Consider the following 26,647-nt stretch of genomic DNA (forward strand, 5'->3'; position numbering starts at 1 on the left):
CTGGGCGACCGGAGGCGGGCGCCGTGAGCGGCGACGCGGCCGTGCGGATGGAGCGCGGCCTGCCGGACGTCGTGTCGAACGCCGGCATGGCGGCGGGTGACCCGCTGGCGGGCGTGCGGGGGGACCTGACGCGGCTGGAGGCGGTGCTCAGCGACGACAGCGGGATCGAGTACCCGCTCGTGGCCGAGCTGCTGCGCTACGTGTTCGCCGGCGGCGGCAAGCGGCTGCGGCCGGCGCTCGTCTTCCTGGTGGCGCGCCTCGGGCACGCGGACGACGACGCGGTCACGAGCCTCGCGGCGGCCGTCGAGACGCTCCACACCGCCACGCTCGTCCACGACGACCTCGTCGACGGCGCGCTGCTGCGGCGCGGCCTGCCGGCGCTGAACGTCCGCTGGAGCCCCGGCGCCACCGTCCTGGCCGGCGACTGGCTCTTCGCCCGCGCCGCTCGTTTCGCCGCCGACACGAACGACATCGGCGTGCAGCACATCTTCGCCCGCACGCTGCAGACGATCACGGCCGGCGAGCTGCGCCAGCTCTTCGGCCGGCGCGGCGTTCCGACGGAGGGCGAGTACACCGCGCGGATCTACGGCAAGACGGCGTCGCTGTTCGAGGCGGCGACGGAGGCGACGGCCATGCTGGCCGCGCTGACCGAACCCGAGGTGGCCGGACTGGCTGCGTACGGCCGCCACGTCGGCACGGCGTTTCAGATCATGGACGACATCCTGGACTTCACCGGCGACCCCGATCGGCTCGGCAAGCCGGTCGGCGGCGACCTGCGGTCCGGCCAGGTGACGCTGCCGACGATGCTGCACCTGGCGACCCATCCAACCGCCGCTCCGTGGCTGACGGCCCCCGGCGGCGATGAACCGGACGCCGCCGCCGTCGCCGCCCTCGTCGACGCCGTGCGTGCCGACCGCGCCGCCATCACCGGCGCCCACGACGCCGCCCGCGACGCCGTCGCGCAGGCCGTCGCCCACCTGGGTGCGCTGCCGGCGGGCGCGGCGCGGGACGATCTGGCCGCCGTGGCGTCGTACGCCGTCGCGCGCGACGTGTGAACGGCGGTGGTCGCGGTCGTCGGCGGAGCGACGCCCGGCGTGCCTGAGCCGCCCGGCGTGCCCGCAACGACGCCTCGCGCGGCCGACGAAGCGGCCGCGTTCTCTGCCAACCGCCTCTCCAACCGCCTCTCCGACCGCCTCTCCGACCGCCTCTCCGACCGCTTCTCCAACCGCCTCTCCAACCGCCTTTCCGTCCGGCTCTCCGTCGCGATCGTCAGCTGGAACGTCCGCGACCTCGTCCTGCGCTGCCTCTCGAGCGTGTTCGGCAGCCACGAAGTCACGGTCGATGTCGTCCTCGTCGACAACGCCTCGGGCGACGGGACGGTCGAAGCCGTGCGGGAGGCGTTCCCGAACGTGCGCGTGATCGCCAACGCCGACAACCGCGGCTTCCCGGCGGCGAACAATCAGGCGTTTCGGGCAATGGGGGTGTTGGCGGCGGAGCGTGGGGGGACGGGGTTGTCGGCGGAGGGCGGCCACAAGGGCCGCCCCTACACGGACGGTGTTGCGTCCTATACGATGATCCTCAACCCCGACACCGAGGTTGCCCCCGACGCCCTTGCCCTCCTCGTCGACGCCCTCGCCGCCGATCCCGCCCTGGCCGCCGTCGGCCCGCGCCTGCGCTACCCGGACGGCCGCGTCCAGCCGAGCCGCTTCCGCGACCCGACGCCCCTCACGCTGCTGTGCGAGAGCACGCCGCTGGCCTGGCACTGGCCGAACAACCCGGTGGCCCGCCGCTACCACATGGCCGACGTGGCGGGTGACGGCGCCCAAGACGTCGAGTGGCTCAACGGCGCGGCGCTCATGTTCCGGACAGAGGCGCTCCGCGCCGCCGGCGGTTTCGACGAGGGCTTCTTCCTGTATTCCGAGGAGGCCGATCTCTGCCGTCGCCTGCGCGATGCCGGCTGGCGCATCCGCTACGAGCCGGAAGCCGAGATCGTCCACCACGAGGGACGGTCGAGCGACCAAGTCGTCGCCGCGCGCCACGTGCACTTCCAGCGCTCGCGGCTACGATACTGCGCCAAGCACAATGGCCGGACCGCGGCCGCGCTCGTGCGCCTCGGCGTGCGCTTCGAGTTTGCCGTCGAGCTGCTGCTGGAGGCGCTGAAGTGGATGATCGGGCACAAGCGGCCGCTGCGGGCGGGGCGGGTGCGGGCCTATTGGGCGGTGATCCGGTCGATTTGAGCATCGCCAGGACCCGCGTATGACCCGCGTCTGCCTCGTCACCGGTGAGTACCCCCCCGACGAGGGCGGTGTCGCCGATTACACCCGCTGCCTGGCCGACGCCCTCGCGGCGCAAGGCGTGTTCGTCGACGTCCTCACGACCCGCCGCACGGAACCGACCGGCGCGCCGCCCGCCCGGCTGTCCTCCGCCGGAGGCGTGGCCGTACACGGCGTCGTGCCCAGCTGGCGCTGGCCGGTGCTCATGCAGTTGCACCGGGCCGTTCGAACGCTCGCGCCCGACATCGTCCACATCCAGTACCAGACGGCCGCGTTCGGGATGCACCCGGCGATCAACACCGTGCCGCGCTGGTTGCGGCAGTTCACGACCGTCAAGACGGCGGTGACCTACCACGATCTGAACGTGCCCTACCTCTTCCCGAAGGCCGGCCGACTCCGCCGCTTCGTGAACCTGCTGCCGGCCCGCTTCAGCCACCTCACCGTCGCGACGAACGCCGCCGACCACGCGGTGCTGGCCGAGTGGGGCCGCGCCTGGGAGCTGGCGCTCGTGCCGATCGGCAGCAACATCCCGGACGCCCCGCCGCCGGACTACGATCGCGCCACGTTCCGCCAGGCAAACGGCATTGCCGACGGCACTGCGGTCCTGGTCTACTTCGGCTTCCTGAACGCCAGCAAGGGCGGGCGCGACCTCATCGACGTCGTCGAGGCGCTGCGCGGCGGCAGGCGCGATGTCCGGCTCGTCATGATCGGCGGCAAGACCGGCGCGAGCGACCCGACGAACGCCGCCTATCTGGCGCGCTTCGAGGCCGACGTGACCGCCCGCGGCCTCACCGACGCCGTCGTCTGGACGGGCCACGTCTCACCGACGCACGTCTCGGCGTGGCTCCACGCCGCCGACGTCGCCGTGCTGCCCTACGCCGACGGGGCGTCCTATCGCCGCGGCAGCCTGCTGGCGGCCCTGACGCACGGCGTGCCGACGGTGACGACGCGGCCGAAGGACAGCGTCGGCGATGGCGTCGGCGATGGCGCCGGCGAGACCGCGCGCGGCATGGACGACGTCGCCGACGCCGGGAAGCCGCGCCCCACGGGGTCCCTCCCCCCGCTCGTCGACGGCGTGTCGGCGCGCCTCGTCCGGCCCGGCGACACCGAGGCGCTCGTCGCCGCCGTCCGCAGCATCCTCGACGATCCGGTGCTGGCCGCGCGCCTCGGCGAGGGGTGCGCGGGCCGTCGCCGGCCACTTCGGTTGGGATGCGATCGCCGCCGAGCACCTCCGGTGCTACCACGACATCATCGAACGCTGGAAGCCGATGCGTCGGGGCACGGACGGGAACGGGGCATGAGCATCGTGCGCGAGGATCCGACGCCGCGCGTGCGGCCGAGCGCTGCCGCCGCCCTCGGGATCGCCGCCGCGGCCGCGCTGTTCGCCGCGCTCGTGCTGGCCCCGCGCGCGACGCCCGCGCCGGAGCGTGCCCTCGCCCCGCCCGCTGCGCCGACGCCGACGCCGTCCGCGCCGTGGCAGCCGCTCGTCGACTTCGTCGTCGCACGTGCCCTCGACGGCGATGCGCTGATCCTCGTGGAGCGCTCGGCCCGCGGTTCGGAGGGCCGTGCCGGCGCGCAGGCCGTGGCGGATGCCGCGGCCGCCGTGCGCGGCGGCCCGCGCTTCGCCGTCGTCGACGCGCTGCCGAGCACGGCCGCGGCCGCCGCGAACCGGCTGGCCGCCGCGCTCGCCGCGCCGCGCGTCTGGGTGGCGTGGCCGGTGACGACCGCGGCGTCCGCGCTGCCCACGAGCGGCGGGATGCCGCCGGCCGTGCCCGCCGATGACCCGGTGCGCGCCTGGCTCGACGCGAACGGCCGCGCGGTCGACGCCCGTATCGTCGGCGCGGGCGAGGGTGCATGGGCCGTCGGCGCCTGGGAGCACCTCCCATCGCTGGACGGCGGCGACTACCCGCCCGTCGTCGTGCCCGAGACGCTCGGCGGACTCGAGCTCGTGGGGTGGAGCATCGCTCCGCTGCCGCTGCGGGCCGGGCGGGCGGGGCGGGTGCGCGCGGCGTGGAAGGTCGGGCGCGACGGGGCGCCGGACTATCGGATCGCGTTCCGGCTCGTCGACGGCGCAGGCCGCATCGCCGCCGACTTCGACGACCCGCCGGCGAACCGCCTCGCCCCGGTAGCGACGTGGCTCGAGGCCGACATCACCGTCGTGAGCCATGACTTCACGGTTGGCGAGGCGGTGCAGCCAGGGGCGTACGATGTGGCGGTGAACGCCGTCGATCCGACGACCGGGCGGGCAGTCGAGGCGGGGGCGGGACGGGTCATCGGGGCGGTGACCGTCGAGGGGCCGTAGCGGAGGGTCGGCGGCGGCGGGCCGAGGGCGGCGAAGAGCGAGAGGCCGTCCGCCCGGGCGGACGGCGCGCGGCTGGGCGGTGTCTGGGCGGTGTTGGGTACAATCTCCGCCGATGCCCCAGCCAACCGCCCGGCCACGACCCTCGCGCACCCGTAAGGCGCTGCGCATTGCGTTCCGGGTTGCCGTCAGCGTCGGGCTGTTCGCGCTGATCTACAAGCAGGGCGGCAAAGACGTCGTGGGCAACGTCGTCGAGAACCTGCGGCGGTCGGCGGACCATCCGTGGCTGCTTGTCGCCGCCGCCGTCATGTACGCCGGCATCGGGACGATCGTCCGCGGCTGGCGCTGGCAGGCGCTGGTGCGGCCGCTCGGCTACCCGATCACGCTCAGCCGGGCGTCCGAGCTGTTCATGGTCGGCACGTTCTTCAACCAGATCCTGCCGACCGGCGTGGGTGGCGATGCCGTGAAGGCGGCGCTCCTGGCGCGCGATGCCCGGCCGCACGGGCTGGGGGGTGCGCGCGCCGTCTCGACCGTCCTCGTCGATCGGGCCGTCGGCCTGCTGCCCCTCCTGGCGTTCGGCCTTGTGGCGCTGCCGTTCACGCCCGGCGTGACGACGTCGATGGCCGTCTTCCTGGCCTGCATCGGGGTGGCGGGCGTGGTCGGACTCGGCCTGCTCATGCGCGCCGACCTGTGGTGGTCGCTCGCCGAGCGGCTGCCGCTTGTCGGCTGGCTCGTGCACCGCCCGGTCGTCGCGCGCTTCGTCGGCTCGTTCGCCGAGTACGGTGTGCGAGCCTTGGCGGTGGCGCTCGGCTGGGGCGTCGTCTTCTCCGTGCTCCTCGTCGGCACGAACGCCGTGCTCGGACGAGCCGTGGGTATCGACAGCGTGTCCGTGGCCACGTGGACGGCGGTCGTGCCGATCGTGGCGCTGTCGGCCATGCTGCCGTCGATCGGCGGGTGGGGCGTTCGGGAGATGGGCTATCAGGTGGTCATGGGCGCATTGACGCCGCCTGTGGTCGCGGACCAGGCGCTGGCGGTCTCGATCCTGTTCCAGGCGGTGAACCTGCTGGTCTCGGCCGTCGGCGGAGTGCTGTACCTGCTGCGCGGCGACCACGTGGCGGCCGTCGTGGCGGCCGATGGGACGGATGTTGGGACGGATGTTGCGGCCGAATCGGTCGAGCCGCCCGGGGCCGACGACGCGGGGGCGGTGTGACGGATGTGATGTCCCGGCGCAACAGCCGGGCGGCCCTTTTGCTCGGCGCGATCTTCGTCCTCGCCCTCGCGCTGCGCTGGTGGGGCAACCGCTTCGGCCTGCCGGCGACGTACCACCCCGACGAGCACCAGTACGTCGACGCCGCCGTGGCGGTGCTGGGCGGCGACCTCAACCCTGACCGGTTCAACAACCCGACGCTCCTGAAGTACGTCCTGGCGCTCGTCTATGCCGTGTGGTACGCCATCGGCCGAGCGGCAGGCGCGTGGCCGAGCGTCGCCGCGTGGCAGGCCGCGGTCGCGGTCGATCCGACGACCGCGCACGTGATCGCGCGCGGCCTCGTCGGTGTCCTCGGCGCCGGCACGTGCCTCGTCGTTGCCGCCGTCGGCCGGCGGCTGCGTGATCGGACGACCGGGTTGCTGGCAGCCGCGTTCCTGGCCGTGGCCTTCATGCATGCCCGCGACAGCCACTATGCCGTGAACGACGTCCCGGCGGCGCTGTGGACGACGTTGGCCGTCGCGATCGCCCTGCGCGTCCGCGCTGGGATCACGGCACGCGCTCGCGGTCGCGACCTCGTCCTCGGCGGGGTGGTCGTCGGGCTGGCGGCGGCGACGAAGTACACGGCGCTCGTGGCGGTGCTGCCGCTCGGGATCGCGTGGCTGGCGGCGGGCGAGATCGGCGCGGGCTCCGGCGACACGCGCAACGAACGGGAAGGTCGGATCGACGTTGGCCTGCATCGTCTGCGCCGGATCGCCTCCCCACCCGTCGCCGCCGCCGCACTCGCGCTCGTCGTCGTCTTCCTGGCCGCCGTGCCGTACGCCGTCCTCGAGTGGCCCGCGTTCCGCGCCGACGTCGTGCTCCTGGCGACGCGGGGGCGGGAGGGGTTCAAGGGGTTGCAGATCGATCCGGCGCCGGGGTGGGTCTTCTACCTGAAGTCGCTCGGTTGGGGCCTCGGCTGGCCGATGCTCGGCGCGGCGATCGTCGGCATCGGACGTGCGTTGGGGCGACGGCGGGCGGACGACGTGATCGTCGTCGTGCTGCCGATCGTGCTGTGGGGGTATTTGGGGAGCCAGTTGAACATGTTCGCGCGGTTCATGCTGCCGGCGGTGCCGTTGTTGTGCGTGTGCGCGGCGGATGCGGTCGTGGGGGTGAGTGGGGTAGTGGGGCGGTGGTTGGGGCGGGGGCGGGAAGGGCGATCGGGGGATGGGACGGATCGGGGAGGCGGGGCGGGGGATGGGGGAGACGAGGGCGGTGGGGGGTGGGCGGGGTTCGGGCGACGCATGCGTCGCCCCTACGCGTGGGGGGTGGTGGCGATGGCAGGGGTGGCGGTTGGGGCGCCGTCGCTCGTGGCCGCGGTGCGGCACGACGTGTTGCTTGGGCGGACGGACACGCGGGCGTTGGCGCGGGCGTGGATCGTGGAGCACGTGCCGGCGGGGGCGACGATCGTGCTGCAGTCCGGGGGGCCGGAGCTGGACGGGCTGGGGTACGAGGTCGAGTCCGTCGGGACGCTCGAATTGCCGGAGCGGCCGCTCGATGACTGGATCGCCGACGCCACGGACGGCGGGCGGCGCGACGCATGGCTGGTGACGAGCTCGTTCAGTACGGAGCGACGGCTGCTCGACCGCGAGGACGATGCGGCGGCGCGGGCGTGGTATGCGGATGTCGAGGGGCGCATGGAGCCGATCGCGATGTTCCGGCCGTTCGCCGAGGGCGTTGCGGCGCCGCCGTTCGTGTTCGATCAGGTGTACGGTCCGTGCATGGACCTTTGGCGCATCGATCGCCCGGGACCCGCCATCTCCATCTACCCGTTGAAGTGAGGCGCGTTACGGCCGATACGACCGCGGCGGCGGGCACGTGGCCACCGGGTCCGGCGGCGGGGTGACGTTCGGGCCGACGAGGCAGCCGGCGCGCCAGACGGGCGGGTTGAACAGCTTGTTGTAGCGGATGCCGCGGTTCGTCAGGTCCAGACAAACGCGGCGCGGGTTCGGCAGGTCGTCGTAACCGGGCGTCGGGTACCTCGGGCTGCCGGGGACGTTCGGGTTGGAGAGGTCGTTCAGGCCGTAGAAGCCGGGCGGGTCGGCGTCGGCGTCCTGGAAGACGGCCGCCAGCTGGGCCTGGGCCGTGGCCAGGATCGGCGGGCGCTCGCAGTCGGTGACGCGCCAGTCCTGGTAGATGACGAGGCAAACGCACGGCGCGGCCATGCCGGTCGGCGTCGCGCTGGGCGTGTGCGTCGCGGTGGCGGTGGGCGTCCGGGTGGGCGTCGCGGTCGGGGTGTGCGTCGGGGTCGCGGTCGGCGTGTGCGTGGGCGTGGCCGTGGGCGTGGCGGTGGGTGTGCGGGTGGGCGTCGACGTGCGCGTCGGCGTCGACGTCGATGTGGCGGTTGGCGTGATCGTCGCGGTGGGCGTCGATGTGGCCGTGCGCGTGGCCGTCGCCGTGTGTGTGGGCGTCGACGAGTTCGTCGCCGTCGGCGTCATGCTGGGCGTCGCCGTGTGCGTGGGCGTCGGCGTGCTCGTTGGGGTGTTCGTGGATGTGGCCGTGTTCGTCGCGGTCGGGGTCGACGTGGCGGTGTGGGTGGGCGTGGCGGTCGACGTGTTCGTCGCCGTCGGCGTTTGGGTCGGCGTGGCGGTCGACGTGTTCGTCGGGGTCGCGGTCGGCGTGTTCGTGGCGGTGTTCGTGGCCGTGGCCGTGTTCGTTGGCGTCGCGGTCGGGGTCGAAGTGGCCGTCTTCGTCGGTGTGGCGGTGTTCGTCGGCGTCGCCGTCGCGGTCTGGCACGGGCCGTTGATGCAGTCGTTGAGGAAGACGTTCTCCGGCTCGCCGCACGCGCCGGCGTTGGCGACGACGATGTCCGGGCAGCGGTCGCCGTTCAGATCGGCGGCGGCGATCGCCAGGCCGTCGTGGTTGCCCGCCGGTGGGGCGAGGAGGCGGACGGGGGCCGGGTCGAACGCGACGGGACCGAGCGGGCGGCGGAAGGCGTCGCGCCGTGTCGCGTTGAGCCAGACCAGATCGCCCCGCTCGCTCGGGCAGGCGTCGAGGCCGAGGGCGGGGTTGGGCAGCCAGCGGAGCGTGCTCACGACGGCGTCGAGGTCGCAGTCGCCGTCGAAGTCGGCCAGGGCGACGCCGGTCGAGTTCGTCTGGCCGAGACGAAGGGCGGCGGGGTCGAACGTCCCGTCGCCGTTGTTCATGTAGACCGCGTCGGCCGCGCCGCGCAGGTTGGCGTTGGCGACGTACGCGTCAAGGTCGCCGTCCTCGTCGAGGTCGCCGAGCGCCACGCCGAAGCTGAAGTCACCGCCGAAGCGCTGGCGCTCCGTGAAGCGGCCGCGGCCGTCGTTCAGCCAGACGGACTCCTTGTCCTCTTCTCGGGCGACGCCGGCGTTCGCGAGGAATGCGTCGAGGTCGCCGTCGCCGTCGAGGTCGCCGAGGGCGACGTCCGTCGTGAACGGCGCGCGGTCGCGGTCGCCCGGGAAGTCGGGCGACGTGCCGACGCCGATCCGCTGGCCGCTGTCGCTGAACGTGCCGCGGCCGTCGTTCCGCCAGACGGTGTCGGGGCCGGTGTTCGCGAACCAGATGTCGAGGTCGCCGTCGCCGTCCAGGTCGCCCAGCGCCGCCGCGTTGCCGCGGTCGTTGCCGATCCGCTGGCCGCCGTCGCGCAGCGTGCCCCGGCCGTCGTTGAGGAGCACGGCGTCGGCCGCGCCCGTCCGGCCGGTGTTCACGACGACGGCGTCGAGGTCGCGGTCGCCGTCCACGTCGCCGAGCACGACGTCCTTGGCATTGAAGCGCCCGGCGATCTGTGCGATCGCGAGGTTGCCGCGCCCATCGTTCGTCAGCACCTGCAGGTCCGCCCCTGCGTTCGGCCCGCCCCGCTCGCTCTCGATGTTCGCGACGACGGCATCGCTGTCGCCGTCGCCGTCGAGGTCGCCGAGCGCGACGCCCTCGCTGTTGCCGCCGCCCATCCGCCGGCCGCCGATCGATTGGCCGGTGTCCTCGAACAGGTCGGGCGAGGGATTGCTCGAGGTGCGGACGGTGGCGCTGACGTTCAGCCAGATCTCGTCGGCCTCGCCCTCGTCGAAGCGGCAGAAGCCGTCGGGCGGGGCGCCGTAGTTGGCGGCGAAGAGGTCGGGGATCGCGTCGCCGTTCACGTCGGCGACCGCCAGCCCCCAGGTGTTCGCGTTGCCGAGCCGCATCCCGCTATCGACCAGGACGACGACGTCCTTCCCCGGGCTCTCGTTCAGGTAGACGACGTTCGGCGCGCCGCAGACGCCCGATTCGGCGACGACGGCGTCCAAGTCCCGGTCGCCGTCGACGTCGGCGAACCGAACGCCGAAGCTGTAGAGGGCAGGGAAGACGATGCCGCTGTCTCGGAAGGCGATGGTGCCGGACTGTCGCGGCCAATACGTCAGGTCGGGCGTCGGACGCGCCGGGTTGTCCGGCTCGCTGACGTTGATCCAGACCTTGTCGCGGTTCTCGCCCGGGCTGGCGCCGGCGTTCGCCTCGAACACGTCGAGGTCGCCGTCGCCGTCGAGGTCGCCGAGCGCGATGTCGACGGTGTGCGGCCCGTCGCCGTTCGCGTGCCGCTCGCCAATCCGCAGCGTGCTGTCGCGCAGCTGGATCGGGCGGGCGGACAGCAGGCCGGCGGGGCCGGGGCCGGGCGGCGGCGTGTCGTTCAGCCAGAGCTTGTCCAAGCCGGTCTCGGCGGTGAAGGCGTCCAGGTCGCCGTCGCCGTCGAGATCGCCCAGCGCCACGGCGTTGCCGCGCCGCTCGCCGATCCGGAGACCGGAGTCGGCGAACCGCCCGCCGCCCACGTTCACCCAGACGTTGTCCGCCTGGCCGCGGTTCACGCGCAACGGGTGGTCGATGTCGGGCACGTCGCGTACGACGACGCCGAGGTCCTCGGGTCCGGTCTCGTGGTTGTTGGCGACGTACGCGTCGAGGTCGCCGTCGCCGTCGAGGTCGCCGAGCGCGACGCCGCGGCCGTCCGCGTGGCCGAGGCGCTGGCCGCTGTCGGCGAAGCGGGCGCGGCCGTCGTTCAGCCAGACCTCGTCGCCGGCGCCGAAGCGGTCGGGGTCGCCGTCGACGGCGAAGGCCGGGATCAGCTCGTCGAAGCCGCCCATGCTGAAGAAGGCGTCGAGGTCGCCGTCCGCGTCGAGGTCGCCGAGCGCAACGTCCCAGGCATTGCCCACCGCCAGGCGCTGGCCGGTGTCCGTGAAGAAGCCCTTGCCGTCGTTCAGCCAGACCTGGCTGAAGCCCTTGCAGCGCGGGCAGTCCGCAATCCGGGCGATGACGGCGTCCCGGTCGCCGTCGCCGTCGAGGTCTCCGAGCGCAACGGCCAAGCTCTTGCCGCCCACCGGCACACCGCCCATCGGCCCGGGCGGCAGGATGCCGCGGTCCGTAAACGAGGGACGGGCGCCCTGCGCGGACACCGCCGACGCGCCGACGAACGCCGCGGCCGTGAGGACGGCGGCGGCGAGGCAGGCGGTGCGGCACAGCGACGTGAGGCGGCGGTGCATGGGCGGCGGAAGCTCCATTACGAATTCGTAACCCGGGGCACATCGATAAGAACGTGCCATGAGAGACAACGGATACGGACCCTACCGCGACGATACGCCGGAAGTTCCGGTCCGCCAAAGCGGCAGCCCGTGCTAATATGCCGGTTCGCAAGCCCGCCCCACCGCCAAGGAAACGCTGCATGACCTTCAAGATCGACCGTCGCGTGTTCTATGCCGTCGTGGCCGTCCTCGCGCTCGGCGGGGCGCTGGCCGTCGGCCTCCTGGTTGGTCGCGGGTCCGGCGCGCCGGGCAGCACCGCCCAGGTGGACGCCCCCGCCGACCCCGCCGCCCTTCCCACATCCGCCGTCGCGCCGATCGACGGCGCCCCCACCGTCGACCCGGCTTTCGCCGACCTGCCGCGGATCGAGATCGCGGACGCGTTCCAGCGATTCGAGCAGGGCGACGCGCTTTTCGTGGACGCGCGCGCGTCCGGTGAGTTCACCTACGAGCACATTCCGGGCGCGGTGAACATCCCGTACACCGAGGCCGAGGCCCGCATGGGTGAGCTGCCGACGGACAAGGACATCATCGTCTACTGTGCCTGACCGTCCGCCCAAGAAAGCGTCCGTGCGGCGCAAACGTGGGTGGACAAGGGGATGAAGAACGTCGTCGTCATGTGGGATGGGTTGAATTCGTGGAAGTCAGCCGGCCATCCGGTCGATCCTCCTGCCGCGGGCGGCGCGGCCGATCCGGGCGCCGCCGACGACGGCAGCGCGCCGCTCATGATCACGGTGCCGGCCGGCAGCGCCGCGACGCCGGTGCTGCCCTGATCGGGACCGCGCTGTTCACGTTGCGTCCCTCCGATCATCAGGGCCGCGCCCAGATCCAGGCATAGTCGATTCCGTTCAGCCGGACGACGTGCGTCGGCGGTCGCCCCTCGACCGCCGACAGGATCTCCTCCGGCTCACCGATCTGCCGATCGTCGATCATGACGACGAGCCAGTCCGCCTCCCGCCACTTCTTGGGCGACACGATACGGCCTGAGAAGCGGTGCGCGATCATCGTGTCGCTGGCCGTCGCCACGGTCAGCCCATCGCCGGTGCGCTGGTCGTTCAACCAGTCCACGACGAGATCCGAGCCCTCGCCCCACCCGACGGGCAGCACCCGCGCCGCCGCCGGCCCGCCGCCGAGGAGCGGGTTGTACCACGCCAGGTAATAGGGGTGATGGGCGACGACGACCACGGCCTGCGCGACGACGAGCGCAGCCAAGATGCCCACGTCGCCAACCACCCCACGTCGCCGCCCCACCCCCGCCCGCCACCGCCGCGCCGCGTCCACCACCGCCACGAGACCGACGGCGGCCACGACGTCGAGCGCCGGCAGGCTGGGGAGCATGTAGCGCTCGAACTTCTTGGCGCCCGCGCCCATCGCCAGCACGAAGACGACCGCCCACGCCAGCAGCACGGACGCCGTCCACCGCCCCCGCCGCGCCTCGCGCACCGCGACGCCGACGCCGACGAGCGCGCCGACGAGCGACAGCGGCGTCATCCGCCACGGGATCGCGGCCAGGTAGAGGCCGATCCCGGGATCGGGCGAGACCCGCCCGGCCAAGAACACGGCCTCGCGCGCCTGCCCCGCGCCTTCGGCCGCGTACGCCAGCATGCGCCGGAACGTTTCGACGGGCGCGACCCACATCGCCGGCCAGACGGCGACGTAGGTGACCGCGGCCGCAACGGCGACGACGACGCCGGCGTCCAGCCACCGCACGAGGCCGTCGCCCACACGCGTCCGACTCCGCCCGCGCACGACGTCGACGACGATTCGCACCGTGATGACGGCCGCGACGAACGCGCCGAGGACGAGCATCGGCGACTTTTCCACGACGGCCAGGCCGGTCGCGATGCCGGTGGCGATGAGCCAGCGCTTCGAGGGCGCGGGTGGCGCGACGTCGACCCAGCGCGCCAGGCAGAGGACGGCGACGAGGGCGAGCAAGGCGGCGACGGCGTCGAGGTGGAGGACACGGCTGTGGGCGAGGAGGTAGGGGTCGAAGGCGAGAATGGCGGCGGCGGTGGTGGCGGTCGTCGGGCCGACGAGCGGGCGGGCGAGCCACCAGGCGAGGGCGATGGCGAGGGCGGTGAGGAGGGCGAGGGCGGCGCGCATCGGGTTGAGCGGCGCGTCCTGATCGTCGACGGCGGACGATGCGGGCTCGCTCATCGCCAGTGCCGCCGCGCCCGCCCACATCGTGACGACGCCCGGGTGCTCACGCTGGAAGGTACGGGCGAGGTCGCCGCTCTCGAGCGCATGCAGGAACGCGGTCGAGCGCTCGGCCCACGTCGGCTCGTCCCAGGTGACGAAGCGGGCGGGGGCGAGGAGGCGGGGGGCTAGGGCTAGGGTGAAGACGGCGAGGAAGGCGAGGGAGGGGGAGGGGGGGCGGATGAAGCCCCACTCCCGCCGGCCTAAGGCCCTCTCCCCCCGACCCCCTCCCCCAAGTCTGGGGGAGGGGGAGGATGCTTGGCGGGAGGAAGGGACCATGGGTTCTGGGGAGGCGATCGCGACAATTCGAGGCGGATCCTTTTGTCCCTCCTCCCCCAATCCGTGATCCTCCCCCTCCCCCAGACTTGGGGGAGGGGGTTGGGGGGTGAGGGCCTTAGGCCGAGGGGAGAGGGCCTCAGGCGCCCCGCTCACCGCACCGTCACCCTTCCGACCTTCACCCACCCGTCGCTGCCCGTCGCGCCGTCGCCCGTCGCGGTCACCGGCGCGTCGCTCCCGTCGGTTGCCGTCAGTCGGACGACGATGTCGTAGCGACCCGCATCCTGCACGTCGGCGACGAGGATGTGACGATCCCGGATCACCTCGCCGCCGATCCACGACGTGATCCGCCGCCGGCCGTCGGCAGGGGCGAAGCCCTGTGCAGAGACGACGTCGCCGTCACCATTCATGAAGCCGATCCAGAAGAGCTGTTCGGTATCGGCTTGCGTCAGCGCCTCCCACCACAGCGTCACCGTCACCGGCGCACCCGTGTCGACGCGCGTGATGGCGACCTCGGCGGCGCGGAGCTTGGCGAGGTCGCCGAACGTGACGTCGCGCTGGGTGTCGGACGGCACGTCGGGCGGCAGGTCGTAGAAGCGGAGGGGGCCGTCGATGGTGAAGGGTGCGGTGAGTGACGCCCAGCCGTCCGGTCCTCGGCCGCGCAATGGTCGCTGGTCCGCGTCGAGCAGCGTGAAGCGGATGAATCCCTCGCCGGCCATCGCGCGGCCGTAGATCGGGGCGTAGTGGTCCGCTCGGAGGCGGTCGCCGGGCTGCCATCGGTCGATGGGCAGCGCGACGATCGGCGCCGTCATGTCGCTGACGTTGGCGCCGAGCGTGTCGGTGATGCGGATGTGGACGAAGGCGGGGAGCGTGGCGGAGGTCCCGACCGTGGCGGTCGTCGAGGTCGAAGCGCCGGTCGGGACGGACCAGACGGCGGTCACCGCCGCGGCGTTCCCTGCTTCGACCGGCCGCGCGACGTCGAAGCCCCAGAGCGCAACGTCGTCGGTGAGCGCGGCGTCGATGTGGCCGTGCGTGAGGCCGAGGGCGGAGTCGTCGAAGGCGACGGTGGCGGGGCCGACCTCGATCGGGAAGGCGAAGACACCGTCCGTCAGCCGTTGCACGTCCTTCAGCGACGTCCGATCGCCGGCTGGGCGGGGCGCGGCGTCGAGGCGGCGCGTGGTGCGGCCGTCGTAGACGCCGATGAGCAGCGCGTATCGCCCCGGGACGGTGCCGGCCGGGATCGACACGACGCGGCGGTCGAATTCGGTCTCGTTCAGCGGCCATTGCGACGTGGGTCGACCGGCGGCATCGAGCAGCGGCCGATCGTCCTGGGCGATCCGACGCGCGCCGATCACGCGAACGTCGGCGGCCGGAACGAGATGAAAGAAGCCCACGAGGTCGGCGTCGACCGCGGCCGGACGTTGCCAGCGCAGCGTGATCGGCAGCCCGCGCCCGGGTTCGGCCGCGCGCGCCGGCACGTCGATGCCGACGAGGGCGACGCCGACAGCCGGATCCGCCGGATCGCGGTCGAAATAGCCGATCGGCTCCGTCAACGCCACCGTCGTGCTGATCTGCATCGTCGCGCTGACGCCGCTTGTCGCGCTGACGCCCGCCGTCGGGTCGACGCCCGCCGGCGCGCCGCCGCTCGCCAGTGGCTCGACGACCGACGGACCGGCGGTATCAGTCTGGACTTCGGGCGCCCGGTCGAAGCGCGACACGCGCAGCTCGTCGTAAACGCTGTCGGCGGTGCGGTAGGCGTTCACGGCCAGCGCATCGTCGACGCGGCGGAGGGCGCGGTACGGGACGACATCGATGTAACGGACCCACCAGAGGCGCTCGTATGTGATAAACGACGCCTCGAGCAGCGCGTCGACGGTCTCGTCCGTCGCGTTCGGATCGACCTCGACAACGACGAGCGGACCGCTGTAGCCGCGGGCAAAGACGGAGCCGGCGCGGACGAGGATCGCGTCGCGTTTGGGATCGGCGCGGTCGTCGATGAAGTGGGCCGCCGGCTCCCAGTTGCGGTTCGCGAAGACCCAGCCGTACATCAGATCGCCCACCTTCATCGTCAGATCGGGCGCCACGACGGGCGTTGGGGCATGGTCGGGGCGGGCTTCGGGGCCGAAGTAGCGACCGATCAGCTCGGGGTCGAGGATCCGCTGGAGCTGGTTGCGGTAGAACACGAAGTAGTCCGTCACGGCCGGGTCGATGTCGTCCATGCCGTGCGCCAGGCCCTTGAACTGGGGGCCGATGACGGAGCGGTAGCGCGTGGCCAGCTGCAGCGTCTCGGGCGACGGCTGCGCGTTCAGGTAGGCCGCCGCCTGGTCGAGCCCCTCGCCCCAGCCCAGGAGGAGCGCGAACTCACCGGCCCGCGCGCCGCCGACGAGCGGGTTATATGCGTCCAGGAAGTACGGGCGGTGGGCGTAGAGCGTGAAGGCGAGCGACCATGCGACGACGAGGGCGCCGAAGGCGATGGCGCCCTCGGCTTGGATGGCGGCCATGGTGGCGTCCACCGACGACGACGACGCCGAGGTCTCCGAGGCCGTCGAAGCCGTCGACGCGCCGGTGTCGTCCCGATCGTCCGCCTGCTTGCGGCGCATGCCGCGCTCGCCCCAGGCGACCAGGGCGGTGGCGATGCCCCAGCCGGCGACGATGTTCAGGGCGGGGAAGATGGGCAGGAGGTAGCGGTCGAATTTCTTGGCGCCGCCGGTCATGATGAGGGCGAAGAGGAGGGCGAAGGCGACGAGGGCGAGGAGGACCGGGCGGGCGGTGCGTGATGGGACCGCGGGGAGGCGTTCGGCGGCGGGCGAGGGCACGGCATGCCGTGCCCCCGCGCGGGCCTCGGAACGACCGCTGGCCCCCGCCGGATCACCACTTGGCCTCACGTGTCGGCGCTTCATGCCGAACCACCCTGCCAACACCAACCCCACCATCGCCACCGGCGTCGTCCGCAGCGCCCACGCCACCGGGTAGAACGCGGGGCCGGGGTCGACGACGGGGCGGCCCCAGAAGTAGTTGCCGCCCTCGTGTCCCTGGTCGGCGTAGCTCTCCGCGCCGCCGAGGACGGCGCGCAACGACGCGATCGGGTGGACCCACATCGCCGGCCAGACGGCAACGTAGGCGGCGGTCGCTGCCGCGCCCCACAATGCCACCGGGACAACGACGTCGCGCGCCAGCGGGCCGAGCAGGCCGAGCGCTTCGCGCACCGTCCGCGGGCGTCGAACCGCGAGGGCGTCGGCGGCGATCAGGAGGCCGGCGACGGGGGCCATGAAGAGCGCGGGGGACTTGTTCACGGCGGCGAGGCCGGCCATCACGCCGGAGAGGAGGAGATCGCGCTTACGCCGCCCACGGTGGAGCCACAACAGGAGCCAGAGGAGCGACAGCGTCATGAGCGTCGTCGTCACGCCGTCGAGGTGGAGGACGCGGCTGTGGGCCACGTAGAACGGGTCGAGGGCGACGATCAGGCCGGCGACGAGGGCGACGCGGTGGTCGAACAGGCGGCCGAGGAGCCAGACCATGAGGCCGATCGCCAGGCTGATGAAGAGGGCGATGCGGAGGCGGCCGCGGAAGAGGCGGGCGGTGATCTCGTCCAGCGCCGGGCGGGGCGCGTCGCTGACGAGGTCGCTCGGGTTGATGTCCCGGCACGCGATCCGCCAGTCGGCGTCGTCGTCGATCGGCTGCCCGAGGCCGCCGAGCCACATCGTGACGACGCCCGGGTGCTCCTTCTGGTAGGTCGACGCGAGGTCGCCGGTGGCCAGGGCGTGGTAGAAGTTCGTGCTGCGGCAGGCCCAGCGGGTCTCGTCCGGCGTCAGGAAGACGTCGAGCTTGGGGAGGCGGACGGCGGCGGCGGCAAGGGCGATGGTGAGGGCGAAGAAGGCGGTGGCGCGGCGGAGGGCGGTGGGGAGGCGGGGGTCGGTGGGGGTCATGGCGAGTTCTCGGGCGGCGAGTCGACCACGTCATCGTCGTCAAGCGCACGCGGTTCTGGCCGCGGCGGGCCGCCGGTCACCGGCATGCGCTCTCCGGACTCGTAATCGTAGATCCCCACGAGCAGATCGTACTCGCCGGGCGGTGCGTCCGAAGCGATATCGATGACCCGCCGGTCCAGCACGGACTCACCGACCGCGAGGGACGCCAGCGTCGCGGCGCGCCGCAGACCGTCTCGGCCGGCGGGTGCAGTGGGCCATCCGCCTGGCCGATGGTGCGCTCGCCCTCGCGCTCGAGGTGGACGAAGACCTGGGCGTTGGACGGGATGGACGGCCCGAGGGCGGACCAGACTAGGGTGAGGACGAGGCGTTCGCCTGGCCATGCGCCGGTGGCCTGTGCTCCGCCGACCGTGTCATCGCGGCCGACGCCGCGTCGAGCCGCCATCCGCGCAGTGCCAGCAGTCCGGGCTGGCTGCCCGAACAGGTCATCGCGCCGCTCATCGACGATGCGCAGCGGATCGTCGAGCGGCAAGCCGGCATCGTAACGCGGGCCCGGTAAGCTCGCGGTCGAACTTCGCGCGAACGCAGCGTGGTAGACCTCTCAAACGCCGGTGCGAACAAACCATTCGCCTGGCGGGCATGCGGTGCGGAGGGTTCGCCGACCGCGCCAAGACGGGCGATCCCCCACGGGTGCCGGAGCCGGCGACCGCGCCGACCTTCGTAGGTGCCAGGCCGAAGCGATCTCGGTGTCCGAGAGTGGCGGCGCTCGGCGCGCATCCGGCTTCGCCGGCATCGGGTCGAGAACGGGCTGGCGATCCTGGACGTCGTCCGCGACGAACAGCCAGCGCGGGAGCCTCGCCGCAGCGGGGCTTGCCCCGCGTATACCACGCCGTCACTGCCGGCTCCTCGTTCGAGTCGTAATCGCCGGTGATATCCGCGTCGACCGAACCGATCGCCTTCCACCCCGCCCGATACGGAAACCCGAACCACCCGCTTCCCGGCAGCTCCGCGAACGGATACCACGCCCCCGCCACCTTCACGTCCGGGTAGCCGCGCTTGTAGGCCACGTCGTGTTGGACGAAGACCATCCAGCTGTAGAACGCGCTGTAGGCGGCGACGACGGCGAGAGCGGCGGCGACGGGGGGTGCCCAGCGGCCTACGGCCCCCGCCCCCGGCGTGCTGCGCTCGCCGACCCCTCCCCCAATGCTGGGGGAGGGGTTGATGCGATTCCACAGCGCGGCGATCGTCAGGGCTGCGATCAGGCTCAGCGCCGGGAACACGACGTGGAAGTGCGTCCGCGGCGCCTCCACGAGCGTGGCGTAGAAGAGGACCGGTGCGGCCAGCCAGAGGGCGGTGGTGGTCCAGGCGGGGTCGCGCGGAGCGGCGAGGACCACCAGGGCCAAGGCGACGCCAATCACGAGGACGGCCCAGCTCCGGCCTTCGATGTCGTCCATGAGCGCGAACCACTCCGGGCGCAGGACGAGGGCGGGGATCGCCAGCACGCCGAACGCGGCGGCGGCCCAGCCGGCGCGGGGCCAGCGGCGGACGAGGCGCGCCGTGACGGCGGCGGCCACGAGGAGGTCGAGGGCGACCAGGTAGTAGGCGCTGCTGTAGAAGTTGGCGAGGCCCATCCACTTCGGCAGCGCGTTGTACGGCGCCCCGCCGCCCTCGCCGCCGCCCCCGCCGAGACGGACCTCGACGAGATACTTCAGCGTCGTGGACTGGAAGTACGGGTGGCGGACGAGCGGGACGTAGAACGCGGCCAGCAGCGCCGTGCCGAGCGCGAAGCCGGCGGCGACAGCCAGGCGTTCGCGGCGCAGGCTGCCGGGGACGGCGCGCCAGCGGGCGACGACGAGATAGGCGATGGCGGGGGCGACGAGGGCGGCGTCGTAGTGGGACAGGAGGCCGCAGGCGAGGAAGAGGGCGGTGAGGAGGAGCCAGCGGGGGCGTCGTCTGACGGCCTAAGGCCCCCACCCCCACCCCCTCCCCCCAAGTCTGGGGGAGGAGGAAGCTTGGCGGGGGGAGGACCATTGTGAGCCAGGGCTTCTGGTTGCCCTTCCTCCCCCCTCCCCAACTTGGGGAGGGGTCGGGGAGGGGCCTGCCGGGGGAGGACGTCGACGCACCCCGCCCACCGATACCGCCACGCACACCACACCGCCAACGTCCCGAACAGAAACACCAGCGCCTGATACTGCACCACCCGCCCAAACGCGATGAAGAAGCCGTTGAGCGACAGGATCACCGCCGCCATGAGCCCGACGCGCGCCCCGAACAACCCGCGACCGACGACGATCAGCGCCGCCAACCCCGCGAGCATCGCCACCGCGAACGGCAGGCGCGCCGTGCCCTCGTCGATGCGGCGCTGCACGGCGTAGACCTCGGCGGTGATCAGGATCTCCGCCGGCCCCTTCTTGTGGACGTAGATCGCGTCGTGCCGGCCGTCGATCGTGGCCGCGGCCTTGTGGAGGACGAGGGCCTCATCGCCCTGGAACTCCGACCAGCCGAGGTTCGGGAGGCGGAAGAGGGCGGCGAATGCGATGACGGCAGCGACGGCCAGCCAGATGCGGCGGTCGAGGGGGCGGGGGCGGCCGCATGCCTGCCCGCCGCGCCACCGTTGGGCGCCGGCCACGACGACGGCGAGGAGGAGCGTGGCGCCGACGAACGTCGCCCCGCGCACGCCCCACGGCGTCGCGTTCAGCGCCAGGCCCGCGACGACGCTCCACGCGTAGCCGAGGCCGAGCGTGAGGACGAGACGCTCGAGGGCGTCCGTGCGGTCGCGCCACGGCAGCCAGGCGTCGGCGAGGACGGCGCCGGCGAGGGTGACGAGGAGGATCCAGGCGAGGAATGAGGGGATCACGGGCGAATCATAACCCGATACGCGCCGCCGCCGCTGGCGAGTATGATTCGACGGGTGCAGGACCGGGGACGAGTCCTGACAAACGGTGGACGGCCGTAGGTCCGAGAGGAGGACGATCCGATCATGGCACTGCCACAGACCGTGACCCTCGTGACGGCCGAGGAATACCTCGCGCAGGAAGTACTGGCTGAGTACAAGCACGCGTACATCGACGGTGTGGTCGTTGCGATGAGCGGTGGCAGCATCCAGCATTCGCGCATCAAGACGGACCTGGCGATGGCCATCGGCAGGCAGTTGGCCGGCAGCGACTGCGAGGTGTTCGACAGCGACCTGCGGGTCCGCGTTGACGCGCGCTTCTACACCTACCCGGACCTCATCGTGGTGTGTGGCGAGGCCCAGCTCGCGCCCGACGGGTTTGACAACCTCACCAACCCCACGGTCCTCTTCGAAGTGCTGTCACCGTCCACGGAAGCGCACGATCGCGGCGTAAAGTGGTCCCGCTACCGCCAGATACCGTCGCTCCAGCAATACGTCCTCGTCAGCCAGGACAAGCCGCTCATCGAGGCATATGCGCGTTCCGGAGATGTCTGGACGTACACCGACGCCAACGGCCTCGACGCCGCAATTGAACTTGTCGCCATCGGCGTGACGTTAGCACTCGGCGACGTGTACGCCCGCGTGACGTTCGAGGAGGACCGCTCGACGGGCTTGAACGGCGAGCCTAGGGGCTGAGCGGCAGAGTGGCCGCGCCACGTCGGTGTGCGTGTGGTCGTCGTTGCCGGGGATCCCACGAGTCGTCCGGGTGAGTTGTCGGAATCCCCCAGGTGAATCATCTCGATCGCCTGGGCGAGTCGGCCGATTCACAGGTGGGATGTGTGCGCGACCCTTCGCAGCCTCGATGCGCAGCCACCCAACGATTCAAGGAACGGAGCAAGCCCATGCCCCCCACCGTCCACGGCCTCCACCACATCACGTGCATCGCCGGCGACCCGCAGACGAACGTCGACTTCTACGCCGGCCTCCTCGGGATGCGCCTCGTGAAGCGCTCCGTGAACCAGGACGTCCCGGACACCTACCATCTCTTCTACGCCGACGGCGCCGGCACGCCCGGCACGGACCTGACGTTCTTCCCGTGGCCGGCGATGGAGCGCTCGCGCCGCGGCATCGGCCTGGCGGTCGAGGTCGCGCTGGCGGTGCCGGCGGCCAGCCTCGGCTACTGGGGCGATCGGCTGCGGGCCGCGGGCGTCGACGTCGGCGAGGCCGGTGGTGGGCCGGATGGCTTCGCCGGGCGGCGCGATGGGTGTCGCGACGGTCGACGGGACCGGCGGCGACGGCGCCCGCTCCGACGGGCTTGCGACCCGTTTCGGCGAGCCCGCCCTCCCGTTCCGCGACCCCGACGGCCTCCACCTCGCCCTCGTCGCCACGGACGACGAGCGCCCGTTCGTGCCGTGGGACGGGAGCGCCGTGCCCACCGCCCACCAGATCCGCGGCCTGCACGCCGTCCGCCTCTGGGAGCGCGACATGGGTCCGACCGTCGCCGCCCTGACGACGCTCCTCGGGCTGGCGCCGGCGGGCGTCGAGGACAGCTGGCATCGCTACGCCGCCGGCAGCGGCGGCTCGGGGACGTACGTCGACGTGCGCGAGCTGCCCGAGGAGCGGCGCGGGACGTGGGGCACGGGCGGTGTCCATCACGTGGCGTGGCGGGTGGACGACGTGGCCGAGGGGACGGCGCTGCGGGGGATCGTCGAGGACGCCGGGCTGCGGCCGTCGCCCGTCATCGACCGCTTCTGGTTCGAGAGCATCTACTTCAAGGAGCCGGGCGGCACGCTCTTCGAGCTGGCGACCGAGGGGCCGGGGTTCGGGCGGGACGAGGACATGGCGCACCTCGGGGAGCAGTTGATCCTGCCGCCGTGGCTGGAGGTGCATCGGGGGGCGATCGAGGCGGCGTTGCCGGCACTTGTCTTGCCGGAGGGGTCGACTACCTGAGCGTCGTGGGAACGGCTATCCGTTCGCCGCCGCCCGCGCCACACGTCGCCGCCCCTTCGACGAACGGAGCCGCACGATTGCATCTGGGCATGCGCTGTCGCGTCTGCGGGCTCGTCGGGGACGAACATCAGCTCGTAGCGCCGATCGTCGATGACGCTGACCATGGTAAGCTTGCAAAGACATCCGGTTTCGCATCATGGTCTGTTAGCCTCCACCATAGGGTGAGGACGAATCTCCTCTCATCGACCGCGCGGAGGCTGGCATTGGTTGGCACCAAGACGACTCCGACAGAGCTCATCGACCTACTCGGTGACGCCGACCCCGACGTTCGCCTCCGCGCCGCCCTCGACCTCGGCGAGGGGCGCCACGAGGCGGCCGCCCCCGCGGTCGTGGAGCGATTCGGCCGCGAGCGCGACTTCTACATCCGCGAGATCCTCACCTGGACCGCGCTGCGCATGCCGGATGCCGCCCTCCCGCACGTCCGCGCCGCCCTCCATAGCCCGCGCTGGCTCGCCCGCCTCCAGGCCCTCCATACCTTGAGTAAGGTGGGCTCCCGCGACGATGCCGCCCACCTGGACCTGCTGATCGCCGACCCGGTGGACGCCGTGGCTGCGCGAGCGTACTGGGCTGCGGCGCAGACACTCGATCCACGCGTGGTGCCCGCACTCGTCGCGCAGCTCTCCCGAGGCGACTCCGAGCACCAGAACAGCCTCACGGTAGCGCTCGACTCGTTCGGCGCGGCGGCCGTCCCGGCCCTGGTGGCGGCACTAGGCGGCGGCACTCCTGAGGCGCGACGGCACGCCGCCGACACCCTCAGCTCCATGGGCTCCCCGGATGCCGACGCCGCCGCCCAAGCCCTGGCCGCCGCGATCGCCGACCCGGACGAGGGAGTCCGCCTCGCCGCCCTCAACGCACTGGGCCAGTTGGTCGTGCCGTCCGCGTGGGCGGCGATCGATGAGGCCGCCGGATCTCCGGAGCCCAGGATGCGCCAGCTCGCCGAACGTTTGGGCGAGCGGAGGCCGAGTACTCGTGAGCTGCGCTTGGCTGAGCTCCGGCGTCAGCGCGGGGGTGGTGTCGGCGAAGCTGCTGACGGGGCCGAGGCCTCCGCGGAGGTACAGCCGGTCGCGGCGGCGGCCCCATGGCCGGGTCCCGACCTGTCGCTGGTCACCATAGAGGGCGGCCCGCAGGCCGAGGCGCTTCATCCGAAACTTGCACGGCAGGTGGAGTACTGCCGCCCGCGCTACCTCAGCCGCTCCGACGTTCCTCAGGAAGTCCTCGCCCGAGTCTACGCGGAAGCCGAGGCCGAGGCGCTGACGGCGGGAAGGCCGGCGGCCGTGGCGGCCCGTATCGCGGCGGGCAGAGCCGAGCTGTTTGTCCACGAGACGGTCCTCCTTGAGCAGGTGAGCGTGGTGAACCCGGGGATGACGGTGGACGGGCTGCTGCTGGGCACGGGCGTCCGGGTTAAGGGATTCACGGTCAGCGCCGAAGGGTCATGAGCGCCCGCGAGCAGCTGCCACGCCAAGCGACTGGCCGCCTGGACGCTGTGGCTGAGCGACGAGCTGCTCGCGCCGGTGCCGCACCGCCAGATGATGTTCGTGCTCCCCAAGCGGCTGCGTCCGTACTTCCGGCGGGGCGATGCCCGGCGCGGCGACCGACGCGGCGTGACGGCCGCGGACGGTCCGAGGACGCCGGGCTGCGGCCGTCGCCCGTCATCGACCGCTTCTGGTTCGAGAGCATCTACTTCAAGGAGCCGGGCGGGACGCTCTTCGAGCTGGCGACCGAGGGGCCGGGGTTCGGGCGGGACGAGGACATGGCGCACCTCGGGGAGCAGCTGATCCTGCCGCCGTGGCTGGAGGTGCATCGGGGGGCGATCGAAGGGGCATTGCCGCCTTTGGAGCTGCCGGAGGGTCCGGACGGTCCGGAGGGTTCGTGATGAACGCCGCGAGCGGTCGCCGTGCGAACGCCCTCGCCATGTGCATCGCGATGTCGTTCGCGGGCACGTCGATCACCGCCTGCGCGGCCCGGCTGCCACGCCAGCCGCTCCGATCGTCGGACCTCGCCCAGACCGACCCATCCCCGCCGCGCCCGGCCTACCTCCCGCGTCTCGATGCGGTCCCCGATCCGACGCTCACCCTGGTCGAGCAGATCGGCGGCATGACCGTGGCGATGGCGACGAAGGGCACGTACGCGTTCGCGGGCGTCGGCGCGCGCGTGTTCGCGTGGGACACGGCGCATCCGGCCGACGACGGCGTGGCCGTATTCGGCCGCAGCCCCGTCCTGCCGCGCCTCGTGCGCGACCTCGCCGTCGACGGCGACCGGCTGTACGCGGCCGTCGGCGGCGCGGGCGTCCTCGTCCTCGACATCGCCCGACCGCTGGAAATGACGATCATCGATCGGCACAACACACCCGGCGACGCGCGAACCGTGGCCGTCGACGGCGGGCGCGTGTACGTTGCGGATCGCGCCGGCGGCGTGCGCATCCTCGATGCCGGCCGTCCAGGGCTGCCGCTGCTCGGCAGCTGGACGGCGCCCCACCGAGTGCACGATGTCGTTCCGCACGGCGACCACGCGTTTGCCGCGGTCGACGAGACCGGCGTCGTCGCGCTGTCCGTGAAGGACCCGGCCGCGATCGTCGCCGTCGGGACGGAGGACGGCGAGGCGCGCCGCCTGCTGGCCGTCGGCGACACGCTGTGGGTGGCGGCGGACAACGGCGGCGTCGAGATCCTCGATGTCACCGACCCTGGCGCGTTGCGGTCCGTGGCCAAGCCGTACCCGGCGCATTACGGCGGCGGCGACTTCGTCGCCGGCATGGCCGCGCAAGGGGACCTGGTGTTCATATCCGGCGCCGAGCTGGCGGTGTGGGACGTCGCGGACCCGCGCGCGCCGCGCCGGCTCGACGTGGCCGCTGCGCCGCGCGACCGCCACTGCGAGGACTGCGGGGACGCGATCGCGCTCGCGGGCGACCTCGCGGTGGTCGGCACGGCCGAGGATGGCGGGCTCGAGACGTGGTCGTTTGCCGATCCGGTGCGGCCGGTGCGGGTGCGTGGCGAGCTGGGGCTCGGCACCCAGTATTGGCCGGTGCTGTTCCAGGCGCCGGGCGGCGTGCTGTTCACCGCCGTTCGCCGACTCGGCGGTCCGGTCGAGCGCACATCGATGCTGGGGCTGAAGCCGAGCCCGTTCCTCGATGCCGACGGCGAGAACTGGCAGGACGATGTCCTCGTCGAGGGCGCGTTCGCGTATAGCGTGGGCGACACGCCCGATGGTCAGCTCGTCGTCGACGACCTCACGAACACCGCTGCCCCTCGCCGGATCGGTGCCGCCGCACACGGGCTCCCGTTCTCCTCAACGGACGTGTGGCGGGGCGGACGATGGGCAGGCCACCGCCTGGCCAAGGCGGGCGACCGCATCGTCCTGTCCGGGGGCATCTATGGCTGGGGCTGCCCGACCTTCGCCGTCGTCGACGCCGCCGATCCGAGTCGGCCGCGCTTTCTCTCCGTCCTGGGCTGGCTGTCGGACGAACCGGCGCAGGCCGAGCGCCCGGCGCCGAACGCGAACTACGTCGGCCTCGCCCTCACCGCGGACGGCGCGGTGGCGATCGGCGTGGACAACGGGTGGCATTGCGATGCGGGGGCGAGCGGTTGGGGCGGCATCGAGGCGATCGACCTCACGGATCCGGCGAAGCCGCGGATCGCCGATCGCCTCGGCACGGAGTTCGAGCAACTGGACGTCGCCGTCCACGGCCACCACGCCTTCGTCGCCGCCGGCGAGGGCGGCCTCCGCGTGTACGACATCGCCGATCCGGACGCGCTGCGCGAAGTCGGCGCCTGGGATGACGGGGACGACGCGGCGCGGCAGATCGTGCTCGCGTGGCCGCACGTGCTGCTGGCGCTGAGCAAGCGGATCGTCGTCCTGGACATCCGGTCGCCGGGTGCGCCGAGGGTCGTTGGGACGGCGGACGTGCCGGGCGAGACGCGGGCGCTGCGCGTCGGGGCGGGGCGGGTTTGGGCGTTGACGCGGGATGCGGGGTTGGTGGGGTACAGCTTCCGCGGCGGCGGGCCGTAGCGACGTGCGCCCGCCAACCGAGCGATCG

At 72.6% G+C, this 26,647-nt stretch carries 15 protein-coding genes and 2 pseudogenes; 12 read left to right on the top strand and 5 right to left on the bottom strand.

Features of this window, described 5'->3' with window-relative positions; all coding sequences use genetic code 11:
- Positions 1-23 precede the first annotated feature (23 nt).
- The 5 genes from IPG72_01670 to IPG72_01690 all read left to right on the top strand — a co-directional run bounded on the left by IPG72_01670 (position 24) and on the right by IPG72_01690 (position 7,596).
- Positions 24-1,055 (top strand): polyprenyl synthetase family protein, encoded by a 1,032-nt coding sequence (locus tag IPG72_01670; protein MBK6767745.1) that lies wholly within the window; start codon positions 24-26, stop codon positions 1,053-1,055.
- Between the two features lie 39 nt (positions 1,056-1,094).
- Positions 1,095-2,237, top strand: a complete 1,143-nt coding sequence (locus tag IPG72_01675) for a glycosyltransferase family 2 protein (protein MBK6767746.1) — start codon at positions 1,095-1,097, stop codon at positions 2,235-2,237.
- Between the two features lie 19 nt (positions 2,238-2,256).
- Entirely contained in the window at positions 2,257-4,575 is a 2,319-nt protein-coding gene (locus IPG72_01680; GenBank protein MBK6767747.1) for a glycosyltransferase family 4 protein, read from the top strand.
- Positions 4,576-4,687: 112 nt separating this feature from the next.
- Positions 4,688-5,782, top strand: a complete 1,095-nt coding sequence (locus IPG72_01685; protein MBK6767748.1) for a flippase-like domain-containing protein — start codon at positions 4,688-4,690, stop codon at positions 5,780-5,782.
- A gap of 8 nt (positions 5,783-5,790) precedes the next feature.
- Complete coding sequence (locus IPG72_01690; GenBank protein ID MBK6767749.1) at positions 5,791-7,596, top strand: phospholipid carrier-dependent glycosyltransferase; 1,806 nt, start codon at positions 5,791-5,793, stop codon at positions 7,594-7,596.
- A 6-nt stretch (positions 7,597-7,602) separates the two neighbouring features.
- Here the strand turns inward: IPG72_01690 and IPG72_01695 are convergent, their stop codons facing one another.
- Positions 7,603-11,283, bottom strand: coding sequence for a VCBS repeat-containing protein (locus tag IPG72_01695; GenBank protein ID MBK6767750.1), 3,681 nt, complete (start codon positions 11,281-11,283; stop codon positions 7,603-7,605).
- 179 nt (positions 11,284-11,462) lie between these two features.
- On the opposite strand from IPG72_01695, the gene IPG72_01700 reads away from it, so the two are divergent.
- Complete coding sequence (locus tag IPG72_01700; protein ID MBK6767751.1) at positions 11,463-11,867, top strand: rhodanese-like domain-containing protein; 405 nt, start codon at positions 11,463-11,465, stop codon at positions 11,865-11,867.
- A 51-nt stretch (positions 11,868-11,918) separates the two neighbouring features.
- Positions 11,919-12,092 carry a hypothetical protein gene (locus IPG72_01705; protein MBK6767752.1) on the top strand — a complete coding sequence of 58 codons (174 nt, stop codon included), beginning with the start codon at positions 11,919-11,921 and terminating at the stop codon, positions 12,090-12,092.
- A 37-nt stretch (positions 12,093-12,129) separates the two neighbouring features.
- Here the strand turns inward: IPG72_01705 and IPG72_01710 are convergent, their stop codons facing one another.
- The 4 genes from IPG72_01710 to IPG72_01725 all read right to left on the bottom strand — a co-directional run bounded on the left by IPG72_01710 (position 12,130) and on the right by IPG72_01725 (position 20,571).
- Positions 12,130-13,794 carry a phospholipid carrier-dependent glycosyltransferase gene (locus IPG72_01710; protein ID MBK6767753.1) on the bottom strand — a complete coding sequence of 555 codons (1,665 nt, stop codon included), beginning with the start codon at positions 13,792-13,794 and terminating at the stop codon, positions 12,130-12,132.
- Positions 13,795-13,943: 149 nt separating this feature from the next.
- Complete coding sequence (locus tag IPG72_01715; GenBank protein MBK6767754.1) at positions 13,944-17,717, bottom strand: glycosyltransferase family 39 protein; 3,774 nt, start codon at positions 17,715-17,717, stop codon at positions 13,944-13,946.
- 494 nt (positions 17,718-18,211) lie between these two features.
- Entirely contained in the window at positions 18,212-19,345 is a 1,134-nt protein-coding gene (locus IPG72_01720; GenBank protein ID MBK6767755.1) for a hypothetical protein, read from the bottom strand.
- A gap of 77 nt (positions 19,346-19,422) precedes the next feature.
- Positions 19,423-20,571, bottom strand: a complete 1,149-nt coding sequence (locus tag IPG72_01725; GenBank protein ID MBK6767756.1) for a hypothetical protein — start codon at positions 20,569-20,571, stop codon at positions 19,423-19,425.
- Positions 20,572-20,694: 123 nt separating this feature from the next.
- Between IPG72_01725 and IPG72_01730 the strand changes: the two genes are divergently transcribed.
- The 5 genes and pseudogenes from IPG72_01730 to IPG72_01750 all read left to right on the top strand — a co-directional run bounded on the left by IPG72_01730 (position 20,695) and on the right by IPG72_01750 (position 26,619).
- Entirely contained in the window at positions 20,695-21,303 is a 609-nt protein-coding gene (locus IPG72_01730) for a Uma2 family endonuclease (protein MBK6767757.1), read from the top strand.
- Between the two features lie 206 nt (positions 21,304-21,509).
- A pseudogene (locus IPG72_01735) lies at positions 21,510-22,557 on the top strand (ring-cleaving dioxygenase).
- Between the two features lie 263 nt (positions 22,558-22,820).
- A complete protein-coding gene (locus tag IPG72_01740) occupies positions 22,821-24,053 on the top strand; it encodes a HEAT repeat domain-containing protein (GenBank protein MBK6767758.1) in 1,233 nt (410 codons plus the stop codon).
- A 191-nt stretch (positions 24,054-24,244) separates the two neighbouring features.
- Positions 24,245-24,490: pseudogene (locus IPG72_01745) on the top strand (ring-cleaving dioxygenase).
- Positions 24,490-26,619, top strand: coding sequence for a hypothetical protein (locus IPG72_01750; GenBank protein MBK6767759.1), 2,130 nt, complete (start codon positions 24,490-24,492; stop codon positions 26,617-26,619). Before IPG72_01745 ends, IPG72_01750 begins: the two are co-directional and overlap by 1 nt.
- Positions 26,620-26,647 lie beyond the last annotated feature (28 nt).

It is taken from the genome of Candidatus Avedoeria danica, assembly GCA_016703025.1.
Classification (GTDB): Bacteria; Chloroflexota; Anaerolineae; order Epilineales; family Epilineaceae; genus Avedoeria; species Avedoeria danica.

Excerpts from the sequence above, each read along its gene's own strand:
- IPG72_01680 (MBK6767747.1), top strand. The coding sequence starts at position 2,257 with ATGACCCGCGTCTGCCTCGTCACCGGTGAGTACCCCCCCGACGAGGGC.
- IPG72_01685 (MBK6767748.1), top strand. The coding sequence starts at position 4,688 with ATGCCCCAGCCAACCGCCCGGCCACGACCCTCGCGCACCCGTAAGGCG.
- IPG72_01690 (MBK6767749.1), top strand. The coding sequence starts at position 5,791 with ATGTCCCGGCGCAACAGCCGGGCGGCCCTTTTGCTCGGCGCGATCTTC.
- IPG72_01695 (MBK6767750.1), bottom strand. The coding sequence starts at position 11,283 with ATGCACCGCCGCCTCACGTCGCTGTGCCGCACCGCCTGCCTCGCCGCC.
- IPG72_01700 (MBK6767751.1), top strand. The coding sequence starts at position 11,463 with ATGACCTTCAAGATCGACCGTCGCGTGTTCTATGCCGTCGTGGCCGTC.
- IPG72_01705 (MBK6767752.1), top strand. The coding sequence starts at position 11,919 with ATGAAGAACGTCGTCGTCATGTGGGATGGGTTGAATTCGTGGAAGTCA.
- IPG72_01710 (MBK6767753.1), bottom strand. The coding sequence starts at position 13,794 with ATGGTCCCTTCCTCCCGCCAAGCATCCTCCCCCTCCCCCAGACTTGGG.
- IPG72_01715 (MBK6767754.1), bottom strand. The coding sequence starts at position 17,717 with ATGACCCCCACCGACCCCCGCCTCCCCACCGCCCTCCGCCGCGCCACC.
- IPG72_01720 (MBK6767755.1), bottom strand. The coding sequence starts at position 19,345 with ATGGGCCTCGCCAACTTCTACAGCAGCGCCTACTACCTGGTCGCCCTC.
- IPG72_01730 (MBK6767757.1), top strand. The coding sequence starts at position 20,695 with ATGGCACTGCCACAGACCGTGACCCTCGTGACGGCCGAGGAATACCTC.
- IPG72_01750 (MBK6767759.1), top strand. The coding sequence starts at position 24,490 with ATGAACGCCGCGAGCGGTCGCCGTGCGAACGCCCTCGCCATGTGCATC.